The 14331-nt window shown below is 67.0% G+C and carries 14 protein-coding genes and 1 pseudogene; all 15 read left to right on the forward strand.

The window, feature by feature from the left end:
- The 15 genes and pseudogenes from fliN to H609_RS0105540 all read left to right on the forward strand — a co-directional run bounded on the left by fliN (position 1) and on the right by H609_RS0105540 (position 14325).
- Positions 1-585, forward strand: a complete 585-nt coding sequence (gene fliN, locus H609_RS0105470; RefSeq protein WP_018875433.1) for a flagellar motor switch protein FliN — start codon at positions 1-3, stop codon at positions 583-585.
- 2 nt (positions 586-587) lie between these two features.
- Complete coding sequence (gene fliO, locus H609_RS0105475) at positions 588-1031, forward strand: flagellar biosynthetic protein FliO (RefSeq protein ID WP_028484499.1); 444 nt, start codon at positions 588-590, stop codon at positions 1029-1031.
- A complete protein-coding gene (fliP, locus tag H609_RS0105480; protein WP_018866255.1) occupies positions 1031-1783 on the forward strand; it encodes a flagellar type III secretion system pore protein FliP in 753 nt (250 codons plus the stop codon). The genes fliO and fliP overlap by 1 nt, the downstream gene beginning before the upstream one ends.
- Positions 1784-1792: 9 nt before the next feature.
- Positions 1793-2062 carry a flagellar biosynthesis protein FliQ gene (gene fliQ / locus H609_RS0105485; protein WP_018866256.1) on the forward strand — a complete coding sequence of 90 codons (270 nt, stop codon included), beginning with the start codon at positions 1793-1795 and terminating at the stop codon, positions 2060-2062.
- A gap of 4 nt (positions 2063-2066) precedes the next feature.
- Complete coding sequence (gene fliR / locus H609_RS0105490) at positions 2067-2840, forward strand: flagellar biosynthetic protein FliR (protein WP_018866257.1); 774 nt, start codon at positions 2067-2069, stop codon at positions 2838-2840.
- A 1-nt stretch (position 2841) separates the two neighbouring features.
- Positions 2842-3993 (forward strand): flagellar biosynthesis protein FlhB, encoded by a 1152-nt coding sequence (flhB, locus tag H609_RS0105495; RefSeq protein WP_028484500.1) that lies wholly within the window; start codon positions 2842-2844, stop codon positions 3991-3993.
- A complete protein-coding gene (flhA, locus tag H609_RS0105500) occupies positions 3993-6095 on the forward strand; it encodes a flagellar biosynthesis protein FlhA (RefSeq protein WP_018866259.1) in 2103 nt (700 codons plus the stop codon). Before flhB ends, flhA begins: the two co-directional genes overlap by 1 nt.
- A 48-nt stretch (positions 6096-6143) precedes the next feature.
- Positions 6144-7251: pseudogene (flhF, locus tag H609_RS0105505) on the forward strand (flagellar biosynthesis protein FlhF); the annotation flags it as partial.
- A gap of 168 nt (positions 7252-7419) precedes the next feature.
- On the forward strand, positions 7420-8244 hold the full coding sequence (locus H609_RS0105510; protein ID WP_038028158.1) for a MinD/ParA family protein: 825 nt from the start codon (positions 7420-7422) through the stop codon (positions 8242-8244).
- Positions 8241-9008, forward strand: coding sequence for an RNA polymerase sigma factor FliA (locus H609_RS0105515; protein ID WP_018875438.1), 768 nt, complete (start codon positions 8241-8243; stop codon positions 9006-9008). Before H609_RS0105510 ends, H609_RS0105515 begins: the two co-directional genes overlap by 4 nt.
- Positions 9009-9049: 41 nt before the next feature.
- A complete protein-coding gene (cheY, locus tag H609_RS0105520) occupies positions 9050-9430 on the forward strand; it encodes a chemotaxis response regulator CheY (RefSeq protein WP_017942246.1) in 381 nt (126 codons plus the stop codon).
- Positions 9431-9525: 95 nt separating this feature from the next.
- On the forward strand, positions 9526-10302 hold the full coding sequence (locus tag H609_RS0105525; RefSeq protein ID WP_028484501.1) for a protein phosphatase CheZ: 777 nt from the start codon (positions 9526-9528) through the stop codon (positions 10300-10302).
- A gap of 45 nt (positions 10303-10347) precedes the next feature.
- Complete coding sequence (locus H609_RS0105530) at positions 10348-12465, forward strand: chemotaxis protein CheA (RefSeq protein ID WP_028484502.1); 2118 nt, start codon at positions 10348-10350, stop codon at positions 12463-12465.
- 2 nt (positions 12466-12467) lie between these two features.
- Entirely contained in the window at positions 12468-13580 is a 1113-nt protein-coding gene (locus H609_RS0105535) for a chemotaxis response regulator protein-glutamate methylesterase (protein ID WP_028484503.1), read from the forward strand.
- 1 nt (position 13581) lies between these two features.
- Complete coding sequence (locus H609_RS0105540) at positions 13582-14325, forward strand: flagellar motor protein (RefSeq protein ID WP_018866266.1); 744 nt, start codon at positions 13582-13584, stop codon at positions 14323-14325.
- The last annotated feature ends 6 nt before the right edge of the window (positions 14326-14331 follow it).

Here is a 14331-nt window from a genome sequence, read left to right on the forward strand (position 1 = left end):
ATGGCAGACACCGACGATCCCAAACAGGACACCCCCGGCCCCGACGCGGAGGCCGCCGCCGAGAATCCGGAGACGGAGGGCGGTTCCGATGACCAGGCCCTGGCCGACGAGTGGGCGGCCGCCCTGGCGGAGCAGAAGGACGAGGATGGCGAGGCAGCCGCCGACCCCGACGCGCTGCTGAACGAGGCACAGGGCGGGGCGTCCGAGGACCCGGCGCAGGAAGCGCCGAAGGCCGAGAAGCGGGAACGCAAGCACAAGCCGGACCCGGGCGCGGAGGCCCTGCAGCCGGAGCAGCTCTCCGGCGTGGTGCAGGGCGACGGGGAGGAGCTGAACCTGGAGATGGTCCTGGATGTACCGGTGACCATCTCCATGGAGATCGGCCGCACGCGCATTCCAATCCGCAACCTCCTCCAGCTGAACCAGGGCTCGGTGGTGGAACTGGACCGCCTGGCCGGCGAGCCCCTGGATGTGCTGGTGAACGGGACGCTGATTGCGCATGGCGAGGTGGTGGTGGTCAACGAAAAGTTCGGTATCCGGCTGACCGACGTGATCAGCCCCAGCGAACGGATCCGCAAGCTTAAATAGCCATGAATCAACGCTATACGCACATCGCGGCCCTCGTCCTGACGGCCGTTACGGGGAACCTCTGGCCACTGACCGCCCTCGCCGAGGGGGGTAGCGGCGGCGCCGCCGGGTATCTGGCCCAGCTGATCGGCGGTCTGGTCCTGGTGATCGGCGCGATCGTGGTGCTGGGCTGGGTCCTGCGGCGCACACAGGGCGGGCTCAATCGCGGCTCCCAGGTGATCGAGATCGTCGCGGCGCGCTCGGTGGGCGCGCGCGAGCGCCTGGTGCTGGTCCAGGTCGGGGACGAACAGGTCCTGGTCGGGGTTGGGCCCGCCGGCATGCGCACGCTGCACACCATGAACGAACCGGTACTGGCCCCGGCCGGCGAGACCCCGGACTTCTCGAGCGCGTTGAAGCGCGCGGTGACGCGGCGTGCGCCGGTCACCGGCGAGCGGGGGCAGTCGTGATGTCGGTGCTGCTGCGGATTGGGCTGGGGCTGGCTCTGCTGGCCCTGCCGGGCCTGGCCGGAGCGCAGGTCGCGCAGGGCATCGAGGCCCTGACGGTGACCACCAACGGGGATGGTGGCGAGACCTATTCGGTGACGCTGCAGATCATCCTGCTGATGACGCTGCTGACCCTGCTGCCGTCGATCCTGATCATGATGACCGCGTTTACGCGCATCCTGGTGGTGCTGGCCATCCTGCGCCAGGGCCTGGGTACGACCCAGACACCGTCCAACCAGATCCTGATCGGTCTGGCGTTTTTCCTGACCCTGTTCGTGATGGCCCCGGTGTTCGAGGAGATCTACGACACCGCGTTTGTGCCCTACGTGAACGAGGAGATGGGGACCGAGGAGGTGCTGCAGGCCGGGGTGCAGCCCCTGCGCGAGTTCATGCTGGCGCATACCCGCGAGAGTGACCTGGCGATGTTCGCCGAGATCAACGGGATCGACGGCTTCGAGGATGCCGACGATATCCCGCTAAGCCTGCTGGTGCCGGCGTTTATCACCAGCGAACTCAAGACCGCGTTCCAGATCGGCTTCCTGATCCTGATCCCGTTCCTGATCATCGACCTGGTGGTGGCCTCGGTCCTGATGTCGATGGGGATGGTGATGCTCTCGCCGCTGATCATCTCGTTGCCGTTCAAGGTGATGCTGTTCGTTCTGGTCGATGGCTGGGCGCTGATGATGAACACCCTTGCCACCAGCTTTTTTGTTTAGGAGGTTCCGATGACACCCGAACTGGTGGTCGATATCGGGCGCGAGACGCTCACGGTGGTGGTTCTTCTGGCCGCGCCGCCGCTGCTGACGGCGCTGGCGGTGGGCCTGGCGATCGGCATGCTTCAGGCCGCCACCCAGGTGCAGGAAATGACCCTGTCGTTCATCCCCAAGCTGCTGGCCATGTTCGCGGCCCTGCTGATCAGTGGGCACTGGATGCTGGCGCTGCTGATCGACTACACCGAGCGCCTCTACGAGGGCGCGCCGGGGATGGTGGGGTAGACCGATGACCCTGGCGGCGGAACAGCTGGTGCTGTGGGTGGGGGCGGTCCTGTGGCCGTTCGCGCGCATTGGCGCCATGCTCGTCGCCATGCCGATCTTCGGCGCCGACACGGTCAACGCTCGGGTGCGCATGGGGCTGGCGCTGCTGCTGGCCATCTTCGTCGCCATGCAGGGGCCGGTGCTACCGGATATCGACCCCCTGAGCCTCGAAGGCGTGGTGGTAACGCTGCACCAGATCGCGATCGGGGTGTTCATGGGCTTCATCCTGCAGATGGTCTTCTCCGCCGTGACCCAGGCGGGCGAGGTGATCGCGCTGGGCATGGGGCTGGGTTTCGCGTCCATCGTGGACCCGGCCCAGGGCGTGCAGGTGCCAGTGGTATCGACCATCTTCGTGATCTTTTCGACCCTGCTGTTCCTGGCGATGAACGGCCATCTGATCGCGCTGGAACTGATGCTGACCAGCTTCGAGACCATGCCCATCGCCCCGACCGGCCTGAACGCGGAGGCCTTCTACGCGCTGGTCGCGTTCGGATCGACGATGTTTGTGGGCGCGGTGCTGGTGGCGCTTCCGGCGGTCGCCTCGCTGCTGCTGGTGAATATCTCCATGGGCGTGATCACCCGCGCCTCGCCGCAGCTCAACATCTTCGCGGTGGGCTTCCCGATGATGATCCTGATCGGCTTTGTGCTGCTCATGTTCACTTTTCCGGGGCTGCCGGAACGCTTCGGGGAGCTGATGCTCGAGGCCTTCCACCTGATGCAGACCCGGATGGGGTTCTGACATGGCCGAGAACGAGAACGGGCAGGAAAAAACCGAAGAGCCCACTCCGAAACGCCTGCGCGAGGCGAAGGAGAAGGGTCAGGTCCCGCGCTCGCGCGAACTCAGCACCTTCCTGGTGCTGATGACCGCGGGGGCGTTCATGTTGATGTACGGCCCGAACATGGGCGCGCAACTCGCTGAACAGATGACCAGTCGTTTCGATTTCGATCCCGAAATGGCGTACGACTCGTCGCTGCTGCTGCCTTACCTCGCCGAGGAGATCTTCCGCACCCTGCGCACGTTGTTTCCGCTGTTCGGGGTCTTGATCGTTGCGGCGGTGATGGCGCCGATCGTGATCGGGGGCGCGAACTTCTCCTGGAAGGCGGCGGCCCCGAAGGCCTCCAAGCTGAATCCCGGAAAGGGGCTCAAGCGCATCTTCTCCTGGCAGGGGCTGATGGAGTTCGGCAAGACCTTCGCCAAGTTCGTGCTGATCTCCAGCGTCGCGGTCGCGGTGCTCGCCACCTTTTCCGATCGCCTGCTGATGCTGGGCTACGAGCCGATCCATCAGGGTATCGCGCATACCGCCCAGCTGGTGCTGGGGACCTTTATCGCGGTATCGGCCGCGCTGATCGTGGTGGCGGCCATCGATGCGCCGTTCCAGATGTGGAACCACCAGAAGCAGCTGCGCATGACCCGCCAGGAGGTCAAGGATGAATACAAGGAGACCGACGGCAAGCCGGAGGTCAAGCAGAAGGTCCGCCAGCTGCAGCAGGAGATGGCGCAGCGGCGGATGATGGAGGAGGTCCCGAAGGCCGACGTGATCATCACCAACCCGACCCATTACGCCGTGGCCATCGTCTACGAGGCCTCGCGCATGGCGGCGCCCAAGGTCGTGGCCAAGGGCGCCGACGAGGTCGCGGCCTCGATCCGTGCGGTCGCCGAGGAACACGCGATCGTCCGCGTCGAGGCGCCGCGCGTCGCCCGCGCGATCTATTTCACCACGGACTTGAACCAGGAGATCCCCAACGGCCTGTTCGTCGCCGTCGCACGCATCCTGGCCTACGTCTACCAGCTCAAGCGGGCCGACGCCGACGCGCAGATGCCGGATGACCTGCCAGTGCCGGAGGATTATCTCGATCCCGACAAGCAGCGCGGCAAGCGGAGGGATCGCTGATGGCCTTCTTCGACCGCCTCGGGAACGTCGGCAAGTGGGGGCTGGGCGCGCCGATCCTGCTGATCGCCATGCTGTCGATGATGGTGCTGCCGCTGCCGCCGCTGGCGCTGGACGTGCTGTTCACCTTCAATATCGCGCTGTCGCTGGTGGTGATCATGGTTGCGGTGTATACGCCGCGGCCGCTGGAATTCGCCGTGTTCCCGACCGTGTTGCTGGTCGCCACGCTGCTGCGCCTGGCGCTGAACATCGCGTCTACGCGGGTGATCCTGCTGGAAGGCCACACCGGGACCGACGCGGCGGGCAAGGTGATCCAGGCCTTCGGCGACTTCGTGGTGGGCGGCAACTACACCGTCGGCCTGGTGGTGTTCGCCATCCTGATCATCATCAACTTCGTGGTGGTGACCAAGGGCGCGGGGCGAGTCTCCGAGGTCAGCGCCCGCTTCACCCTGGATTCCATGCCCGGCAAGCAGATGGCGATCGACGCCGACCTGAACGCCGGCATCCTGACCCAGGAAGAGGCACGCAAGCGCCGCGAGGAGATCGCCAGCGAGGCGGACTTCTATGGCTCCATGGACGGGGCCTCCAAGTTTGTTCGCGGTGACGCGATCGCCGGCATCCTGATCCTGTTCGTGAACATCATCGGCGGCCTGACCATCGGGGCCGTCCAGCACGGCATGACGATCGGCGATGCCGCGACCAACTACGTGCTGCTGACCATCGGCGATGGTCTGGTTGCGCAGATCCCGTCGCTGGTGCTGTCCTCCGCGACCGCGATCATCGTGACCCGCGTGACCAGCAGCCAGGACATGGGGCAGCAGGTCTTCGGCCAGATGTTCTCCAACCCGCGCGTGCTGTACGTGGCCGGGGGTGTGATCGCCGCACTGGGGATCGTGCCGGGCATGCCCAATGCCGTGTTCCTGGGCCTGGCCGCGCTGATCTTCGGCGGGGCATACCTGCTCAAGCGCCAGGCCCGCGAGGCCGAGGTGGAGGTGGAGCGCATCCCGCAGGAGGACGAGGGCGGGGCCCGGTCCGAGGATCGCGACCTGACCTGGGAAGACGTGCCGCCGGTGGATCTGGTGTCGCTGGAGGTGGGCTATCGCCTGATCCCGCTGGTGGATCGCACCCAGGACGGCCAGCTGATGGGCCGGATCAAGGGCGTGCGGCGCAAGCTCTCGCAGGAGCTGGGATTCCTGCTGCAGCCGGTGCATATCCGCGACAACCTCGAACTGAGCCCGAATGCCTACCGCATCAGCCTGCTGGGCGTGACCGTGGCCGAGGCCGAGGTCTTCCCCGAGCGCGAACTGGCGATCAATCCGGGCGAGGTGTTCGGGACGGTGCCGGGCACGCCGACCAAGGACCCGACGTTCAATCTGGATGCGCTGTGGATCGACCCGGCGGACCGCGACCAGGCCCAGGGTGCCGGCTATACCGTGGTCGACTGCGCCACGGTGATCGCGACCCATCTGTCACAGGTGTTCCGCGAGAACGCGCATCGCCTGATCGGCCACGAGGAGGCGCAGCACCTGCTCGACCAGCTGGCGCGCCATTCGCCGAAGCTGGTGGAAAACCTGGTGCCCAAGACGCTGTCCCTGTCCATCGTGCTGAAGGTGCTGCAGAACCTGCTGGCCGAGCAGGTCTCGATCCGCGACCTGCGCACGATCGCCGAAACCCTGGCAGACGAGGGGGTCAAGAGTCAGGATCCCGGCACTTTGACCGCGGCGGTGCGGGTGGCCCTGGCGCGCTCGATCGTGCAGGACCTGGTGGGGCCGGAGGACGAGCTCCCCCTGATCGCGCTGGATCCGTCGTTGGAACAGCTCTTGCATAAGTCCCTGCAGGGGAGCTCGGGCGGCACGGTTGGACTGGAGCCCGGGCTGGCGGAGCGGCTGCAGCGCTCGGTGGCCGATGCGGCCCGCCGCCAGGAGACGGCCGGACAGCCGGCGGTCCTGGTGGTGGCACCGGAGATCCGCTCCTGGATCGCCGGGTGGCTGCGCGGCGCGGTCCGCAGTCTGACCGTGCTGGCGTTCACCGAGATTCCGGACAATCGCCGGATCCGGGTGGTTGCCACCGTCGGCCAGGAAGAGTCGCAGAAGCAGTCCGCCTGAACGACACGATGAAGGGTTCCGCCGCGCGAGCGGCGCAGGAGAAAAAGCATGAACGTCAGACGATATCGGGCCCGGGACATGCGTGACGCGATGCGCCAGGTGCGGGAGCAGCAGGGCGAGGACGCGGTCATCCTGTCCAGTCGCCGGGTCGACGGCTGGCTGGAGGTGGTCGCGGCGCTGGAGGACGGCGCCGCGTCGGAGCCGGTAGCCGCGCAGGACGCGCCCGCGACGAGCCGCGAAGCGAGCACAACCGCCCGACCGGCCCGCGAGCGCGGCGCCGGTCAGGCCGCGGCGTCGTGGCCGGCCGACCCGGAGCTGACCGCCATGCGGCAGGAGCTGCGCGACCTGCGCAGCCTGATGACGCGCCAGTATGCGGAGAGCGAAGAGGCGCGCTGGGCGGCCCGCCACCCGCTGGCGGCGGAATGCAAGGCGCGCCTGATCGACCGCGGGTTCAGCGAGGCCCTGGCGCGCAGCCTGGCCGGAAGCATTCTCGATGACAGCTCGCCGGAACAGGCCTGGGAACGCCTGCGGGCGCGGTTGTCGGGCGCGATTGCCACCCACCGGCCGGACATCCTGGACGAGGGCGGCCTGCTGGCGCTGGTCGGGCCCACCGGCGTTGGCAAGACCACCACGCTGGCCCGCATCGCGCTGCGCCAGATCCGCCGCATGGGCCCGGATTCGGTTACGCTGGTCACCCTGGACAGCCAGCGCATCGGGGCCACGCGCCAGTTGCAGGCCTTCGCCCAGATGGCGGGGATCTCGGTGCGGGTGCTGCAGAACGCGAGAGAGTTGCGCGAACTGGCGCGCCGCGTGGAGGATGGGCACCTGATCCTGGTGGATACGGCGGGACAGGCCCCGCGTGCAGTGGAGGACGAATCCCTGTTCGCGCACCTGCCGCCGGACATCCGGGCCGAGAGCTGGCTGGTGGTGTCGGCGACGACCCAGGGGAGCGCGTTGCGGCGGGTGCTGGAGGCATTTCGCAAGGCGGAGCCCTCGGCGCTGGTGCTGACCAAGCTGGACGAGGCCGAGGAGCTGGGCGAGGTCCTGTCCGTACTGCTCGATCAGCACCTGGGGCTGGGGTTCGTCAGCGATGGCCAGCGTATTGCCGAGGACTTTCACCGGGTCGATACCGGGTATCTGACCCGACTGGCCCTGGAGGATGCCGCCGATGAACCCGGGGCAGCGGCCAATGCCCGCGAGACCTGGGCGGCCGAGCGCCTGGCGGAGATGGAACCGCCGCGACGCGCGCGCGCCCAGGCACGTCCGGCACGGGCGGCGGAGCCCGCCACGCTGGAACTGATTCAACCGGTCGGGAAGGGGCGCTATGCCACGCACTAACAAGCCGTTGAAGGTCATCGCGGTTGCCTCGGGCAAGGGCGGGGTGGGCAAGACCAACGTATCGGTGAACCTGTCGGTGGGCCTGGCCCGGCTCGGGCGCGAGGTCATGCTGTTCGACGCCGATCTGGGCCTGGCCAACGTGGACCTGCTGTTGGGGATGCGTCCCGAGCGCACGCTGCACGACCTGGTGACCGGGGACGTGGACAGCCTGGAGGACGTGCTCGTCCAGGGGCCGGACGGGGTGAAGGTGGTGCCGTCGGCTTCCGGGATCGCGGCGATGGCCAACCTGACGCCGGCCGAGCATGCCGGTTTGATCCATGCCTTCAGCGCCTATCGCAAACCCCTGGATGTGCTGATCGTGGACACCGCGGCCGGCCTGCAGGAATCCGTGACGTCGTTCTGCCGCGCGGTCCAGGAGACCCTGGTGGTGGTCTGCGACGAGCCCGCCTCGATTACCGACGCCTATGCCCTGATCAAGGTCCTGCACCGCGATCATGGCCTGCGTCGCTTCCGCATGGTGACGAACATGGTCGACGGCCGCGAAGGCGCCGAGCGACTGATGCAGAAGCTCAATACCGTCTGCGGCAACTACCTGCCGGAGGTGGTGCTCGACCTGGCCGGCTATATTCCGATGGACGATCACCTGCGAAAGGCGGTGCAGAAACGCGCGCCAGTGGTACAGCAGTACCCCGGGAGCCCGGCGGGGAAGGCCTTTGCCGAACTGGCACGGACCGTGGACCGCTGGCCGGTGGGGGGCGGTGACCACGGTGGCGTCGGGTTTTTCGTGGAACGGATGCTGCAGAGCGCATGATGACGACGCGTAATCGACTTTCCGGCTATCAGGCGACCTCCGCGGCCAGCGGCGGACACGAACAGCTGATTGCCGATCACGTCGAGCTGGTCCACCGCATCGCCCATCACCTGATGGCGCGGCTCCCCGCCTCGGTGCAGGTGGATGATCTGATTCAGGCGGGCATGATCGGGCTGCTCGAGGCGGCGCGCCAGTTCGAGGGCGGCCAGGGCGCGACCTTTGCCACCTACGCCGGCATCCGCATCCGTGGCGCGATGATCGACGAGCTGCGCCGCAGTGACTGGACACCGCGTTCGGTGCACCGCAACAGTCGGCGTATTGCCGCGGCGATCCAGACCGTCGAGGCGCGCGAGGGGCGGGCGGCGCGTGGCAGCGAGGTCGCCGCCGAGCTGGACGTGCCGATCGACCAGTACTACGAGATGCTGCAGGATCACGCCGGGGCCCACCTGTTCGCTTTGGACGACCTCGGCGGGGGTGACGACGGGGCTGATCGCGTGATCGAAGGGCAGGAGGTGTCGCCGGCCCGCACCCTCGAGGCCGGTGAGTTCCGTCAGGAACTGGCCGAAGCCCTCGGCGACCTCCCCGAACGCGAGCGGCTGGTGCTGTCGCTCTACTACATCGAAGAGCTCAACCTGCGCGAGATCGGTGCCGTGCTGGGCGTGACCGAGTCGCGCGTCAGCCAGATCCGAAGTCAGGCCACCATTCGACTGCGTGCCCGCCTGGGTTCGTGGCTCGAAGACGGTACGGCTTTGCAGTTATTCTAAAACCCACCCTACGAATCCCGGAGTGACGTGTGGACAAGGGAATGAAGATTCTCATCGTGGACGACTTTTCCACGATGCGGCGCATTATCAAGAACCTGTTGCGTGATCTTGGCTTCAACAATACCCAGGAAGCCGACGACGGCAGCACCGCGCTGCCGATGCTGCAGAACGGCGATTTCGACTTTCTGATCACCGACTGGAACATGCCCAACATGCCGGGGATCGACTTGCTGAAGGCCGTGCGCGCCGACCCGAACCTCAAGTCCATGCCGGTGCTGATGGTGACGGCGGAGGCCAAGCGCGACCAGATCGTCGAGGCGGCCGAGGCGGGCGTGAACGGCTACGTGGTCAAGCCGTTCACCGCCGAGACGCTGAAGGAAAAGATCGACAAGATCTTCGAACGCATTGAAGCACAGGGATAATCATGCGCCTGTGACCGATATGCCCGGCGCCCGTGGCACCGACCGCCGCGGGCGTTGTCCGAAACCTTCCGCGCCGTACCCGCAAGAGGCTTCTCATGACTGAACAGGAACACCCACCACGCGATGATCAGCTGGAGCTTGCGCGACAGCTGGTCAAGACGCTGGAGGCGGGCGACGACACGGGCGCCCGGGCGCTGGTGCAGGATCTGGCGCGCCCCTATGACCGCGAACTCTTCGACGAGCTGGGCAAGCTGACCCGCGATCTTCACGAGGCCCTGCAAAGCTTCCGCGGCGATTCGCGTCTGGTCGAACTGACCCAGGCGGAGATCCCGGACGCAAAGGAACGCCTGAATTACGTGGTCACGATGACCGAACAGGCGGCCCACGACACCATGAATGCCATTGAGTCGAGCCTGCCGATCGCGGAGTCGTTCAGCCAGCAGGCGGCCGACCTGACGGCGAAGTGGACGCGCTTTCGTAACCGCCAGCTCTCGGTGGAGGAGTTCCGGGACTTTGCCCGCGAGCTCGACACGTTCTTCGCGCAGGCGGGGGACGACACCGAGGAGCTGCGCCGGCTGCTCTCCGAGGTGCTGATGGCCCAGAGTTATCAGGACATTACCGGCCAGGTGATTCGCCGCGTGATCCAGCTGGTGACCGACCTGGAAGAGAACCTGGTGTCCCTGATCCGGCTCTCCAGCGGGCGCATGGAGCAGGTCGAGGCGGCCGAGGCGTCGCTTGAACAGCGCGAGGAGGATCGCGAGGCGGACCGCAAGGGTCACGGTCCCAGCGTGCCCAAGACTCAAGATTCCGCCGCGGATGTCGTTCAAGGACAGGACGAGGTGGACGATCTGCTATCGAGCCTGGGCTTCTAGGCAGTGCCCCTCATGCGAATGGCGCCACGCGACCGGAGAGACTGAATGGCCATCGACCCCAATGACGAAATCCTTCAGGACTTCCTGATCGAGGCCGGGGAACTGCTGGAGGGGCTCAACGAGCAACTCATCGACCTGGAACAGAATCCCGATGACCGGGATCTGCTGAATGCGGTCTTTCGTAGCTTCCATACCATCAAGGGTGGAGCCGGCTTCCTGAGCCTGGATCCCCTGGTGACCGTGTGCCATCACGCGGAGGACGTCTTCAACCTGCTGCGTAACGGTGAGCGGCGGGCGGACAGTCACCTGATGGACACCATGCTGCGGGTGCTGGACACCCTGAACGTAATGTTCGGGGACCTGCGCTCCGGCGTGGATCCCACGCCCGCCGAGGCCGACCTGGTGGAAAACCTCCGGCGCATGGCGAACAACGAGGACGTGGCGGCGGAGCCCGCCGCGCCGCCGCCCCCGGAACCCGAGCCGGAGCCAGAGCCCGAACCGCAAGCGGATACGGATGCGGAACCGGCGGCGGATGGCGAAGCGATGGTCGGTGCCGGTGACGAGATCACCGACGACGAATTCGAGGCCCTGCTCGACAGCCTGCACGGCGATCAGCCGCCGAAGCCGGTGGAGACGGGCTCCACCGCGGGCGATGCGGCCGGAGAAGAACCGGCTGCGGAGGGTGAGGGTAGCTCCGGCGACCTGATCACCGACGACGAATTCGAGAACCTGCTGGACGAGTTGCAGGCCAAGGGCGCCGGGCCGGCCGCTACCGGGGCAGTCCCCAGCCCCGCAGACGACGAACCTGCGGAAGCCCCGTCGGCGAAGCCCGAACCCGCCGAACCGGAGAAGGCCGCCGCGCCCGCCGATACCCCTGCAGGAGGCCAGGGCGGTGGCGGCGCGCGTGCCGGCGGCGGGGGTGCCGAGGGGGGCGGTCGGGCGGCCCCGCAGGGCGAGACTTCCGTGCGCGTCGACACCGAGCGCCTGGACGAGATCATGAACCTGGTGGGCGAGCTGGTACTGGTGCGCAACCGGCTGAGCATGCTGCGCTCGCAGCATGTCGATGACGAGCTGGGCAAGGCGATCAGCTCCCTGGCCCTGGTGACCTCGGATCTGCAGACCTCGGTGATGAAGACCCGCATGCAGCCGGTGAAGAAGGTCTTCAACCGCTTCCCGCGCGTGATCCGCGATCTCTCCCGCAATCTGGGCAAGGAGATCGAGCTGGAGATCTTCGGCGAGGACACCGACCTCGACAAGAACCTGGTCGAGGCCCTGTCGGATCCGCTGGTGCACCTGGTCCGGAATGCCGTGGACCACGGCATCGAGACCCCCGAGGTACGCGAGGCGGCGGGCAAGCCGCGCAAGGGGACCGTAGTGCTGGGGGCCGCTCAGGAAGGCGATCACATCGCGCTGCTGATCAAGGACGACGGCGGCGGCATGGACCCGCAGGCCCTGCGGCGCAAGGCCGTGGAGAAAGGCCTGATGGAACCGGCCATGGCCGAGCGCATGACCGATCGCGAGGCCTTCAACGTGATCTTCATGGCCGGCTTCTCGACCAAGACCGAGATCTCCGACGTCTCCGGCCGCGGGGTCGGGATGGACGTGGTCAAGACCAAGATCTCGCAGCTCAACGGCACCATCGAGATCGACTCCGAGGTGGGCGTGGGCACCACGCTGCGGGTCAAGCTGCCCCTGACGCTGGCGATCCTGCCCGCGCTGATGGTGATCCTGGATGGCCGGCGCTTCGCCATCCCGCTGGCGTCGGTATCCGAGATCCTGGATCTGGACCTGACGAAGACGCATTACGTGGATGACCAGGAGGTCATCATCGTGCGCAAGCAGGCACTGCCGATTCACTACCTCAAGCGCTGGCTGAAGCCGGGCCACGAGCCCGAGCCGCGCAAGGACGCCCATGTGGTCGTGGTGCATACCGCCGATCGCAAGGTAGGTCTGGTGGTGGATGACCTGGTCGGTCAGGAAGAGGTCGTCATCAAGCCCCTTGGGCAGAATCTGCAGGGCGTGAAGGGCCTGGCGGGCGCCACGATTACCGGGGATGGCGGGATCGCGTTGATCCTGGATGTCTCGGATCTGGTGACCATCCTGATGCGGCAACTGCAGATGTCCGGCCGTCCCCGCCGCGCATCGCGCACGAGCGAGGGCTGAGGATGCCGATCAGGGTTCTGGTCGTCGACGACTCCGGGTTCTTTCGTCGGCGCATTGCGGAGATTCTGGATTCCGACTCGGGCATCGAGGTGGTCGGCTCGGCCGAGAACGGCGAGCAGGCGATCGCAAAGGTGCGCGAGCTCGACCCCGATGTCGTGACCATGGATATCGAGATGCCAGTGATGGACGGCATCACCGCGGTGCGCAAGATCATGGCCGAGAGTCCGCGGCCGATCCTGATGTTCTCCAGCCTGACTACCGAAGGCGCCCAGGCCACCCTGGATGCGCTGGAGGCCGGGGCGGTGGACTTCCTCCCCAAGCGGTTCAGCGACATGGCGGGCGACGAGGACAGCGCCCGCATGCTGCTGCGCCGCCGGGTGCGTTCGCTGTCGCGCAGCCGCGCGCGCTCGGCCAGCGCGCCGGGCACCAGCACACCGGCCCGCGAGTCGCGGCCGACCGCGCGGCGGGAAGAGGCCGACCGTCAGGCCGCAGACGCTGCCAAGCAACAGCCGCCGGTCGCGCGCACCCGGTCGCCAACACCCCTGCGGCAACTGCGGGCGGTCCTGATCGGGACTTCCACGGGGGGGCCGGTCGCCCTGCAGGAGGTGCTGAAACCGCTACCGGCCAGTTTCCCGTTGCCGATTGTGCTGGTCCAGCACATGCCGGCCAGCTTCACGCCGGCCTTTGCCGACCGGCTGAACGCGATGTGCAACATCGAGGTGCGCCAGGCGAAGGACGGCGATGCCCTGAAGCCAGGCGTGGCCCTGCTGGCCCCCGGGGGCATGCAGCTGACCCTGGAACGGGGCAGCCAGACCCATGTGCGCATCGCGGAGAGCCCGCTGGGCACGATCTACAAGCCAAGCGTGGACGCCGCATTCAGCTCCGCCGTGGATGCGCTGCGCGGACAGGTCCTTGCGGTCGTGCTGACCGGGATGGGTGCGGACGGGCGCGAGGGTGCGCGGGCGCTGAAAGGGGCCGGGGCGCAGGTCTGGTCGCAGGACGCGGCGACCTGCGTGGTCTACGGGATGCCGGCGGCGGTGGCAGAGGCCGGTTTGTCCGATCACGTCTATCCGCTGCCCGAGATCGGTCCCGCGCTGGTCAAGGGGTTCTGCTGACATGGATATCCTGAGCCTCATCGGGGTGACGCTGGGGCTGGTGGCCGTGCTTGGAGGCAGCATTGCCAAGGGCAGCGGCCTGGGCGCACTGTGGAATGCTGCGGCGTTCGTGATCGTGGTGCTGGGGACGCTGGGGGCGACCCTGGTGCAGGCGCGCCTGACGGTGTTCATGCACGGGATGCGGATCCTGCCGTGGGCCTTCAAGCCGCCGAAGATCGACAACCGGGCCATGGTCGAGCAGATCGTGGAATGGTCGCATGTGGCGCGCAAGGAAGGCCTGCTCGGGCTGGAGACCCTCGCCGACGAGGAGAGCGACGGCTTCGCTCGCAAGGGGCTGCAACTGCTGGTCGACGGCAGCGAGCCGCAGACCATCCGCCAGATCCTCGAGGCCGACCTCGACAACCGCGAGCACTTCGACATGCAGGGTGCGAAGGTGTTCGAGAGCATGGGCATCTATGCGCCGACCCTGGGTATCGTGGGGGCGGTCATGGGCCTGATGGCGGTGATGCAGAACCTGGCGGATCCGAGCAAGCTGGGGGCGGGGATCGCGGCGGCCTTCGTGGCGACCATCTACGGGATCGCCTCGGCCAACCTGCTGTTCCTTCCGCTGGCCAACAAGTTAAAGTCGATTATTCAGAACCGCTCGCAACACCAGCAAATGCTGATGGAAGGCCTGATCGCGATCGCCGAGGGCGAAAACCCGCGGAATATCGAAAGCAAGCTGAGTGGCTTCATCCACGAGTGAGGTCAC

This window comes from Thioalkalivibrio sp. ALE17 (genome assembly GCF_000425605.1).
In the GTDB taxonomy this organism is placed as follows: domain Bacteria; phylum Pseudomonadota; class Gammaproteobacteria; order Ectothiorhodospirales; family Ectothiorhodospiraceae; genus Thioalkalivibrio.

Excerpts from the sequence above, each read along its gene's own strand:
- fliN (WP_018875433.1), top strand. The coding sequence starts at position 1 with ATGGCAGACACCGACGATCCCAAACAGGACACCCCCGGCCCCGACGCG.
- flhA (WP_018866259.1), top strand. The coding sequence starts at position 3,993 with ATGGCCTTCTTCGACCGCCTCGGGAACGTCGGCAAGTGGGGGCTGGGC.
- cheY (WP_017942246.1), top strand. The coding sequence starts at position 9,050 with ATGAAGATTCTCATCGTGGACGACTTTTCCACGATGCGGCGCATTATC.
- fliO (WP_028484499.1), top strand. The coding sequence starts at position 588 with ATGAATCAACGCTATACGCACATCGCGGCCCTCGTCCTGACGGCCGTT.
- fliQ (WP_018866256.1), top strand. The coding sequence starts at position 1,793 with ATGACACCCGAACTGGTGGTCGATATCGGGCGCGAGACGCTCACGGTG.
- fliR (WP_018866257.1), top strand. The coding sequence starts at position 2,067 with ATGACCCTGGCGGCGGAACAGCTGGTGCTGTGGGTGGGGGCGGTCCTG.
- flhB (WP_028484500.1), top strand. The coding sequence starts at position 2,842 with ATGGCCGAGAACGAGAACGGGCAGGAAAAAACCGAAGAGCCCACTCCG.
- H609_RS0105515 (WP_018875438.1), top strand. The coding sequence starts at position 8,241 with ATGATGACGACGCGTAATCGACTTTCCGGCTATCAGGCGACCTCCGCG.
- H609_RS0105540 (WP_018866266.1), top strand. The coding sequence starts at position 13,582 with ATGGATATCCTGAGCCTCATCGGGGTGACGCTGGGGCTGGTGGCCGTG.
- H609_RS0105530 (WP_028484502.1), top strand. The coding sequence starts at position 10,348 with ATGGCCATCGACCCCAATGACGAAATCCTTCAGGACTTCCTGATCGAG.
- H609_RS0105525 (WP_028484501.1), top strand. The coding sequence starts at position 9,526 with ATGACTGAACAGGAACACCCACCACGCGATGATCAGCTGGAGCTTGCG.
- H609_RS0105510 (WP_038028158.1), top strand. The coding sequence starts at position 7,420 with ATGCCACGCACTAACAAGCCGTTGAAGGTCATCGCGGTTGCCTCGGGC.
- H609_RS0105535 (WP_028484503.1), top strand. The coding sequence starts at position 12,468 with ATGCCGATCAGGGTTCTGGTCGTCGACGACTCCGGGTTCTTTCGTCGG.
- fliP (WP_018866255.1), top strand. The coding sequence starts at position 1,031 with ATGTCGGTGCTGCTGCGGATTGGGCTGGGGCTGGCTCTGCTGGCCCTG.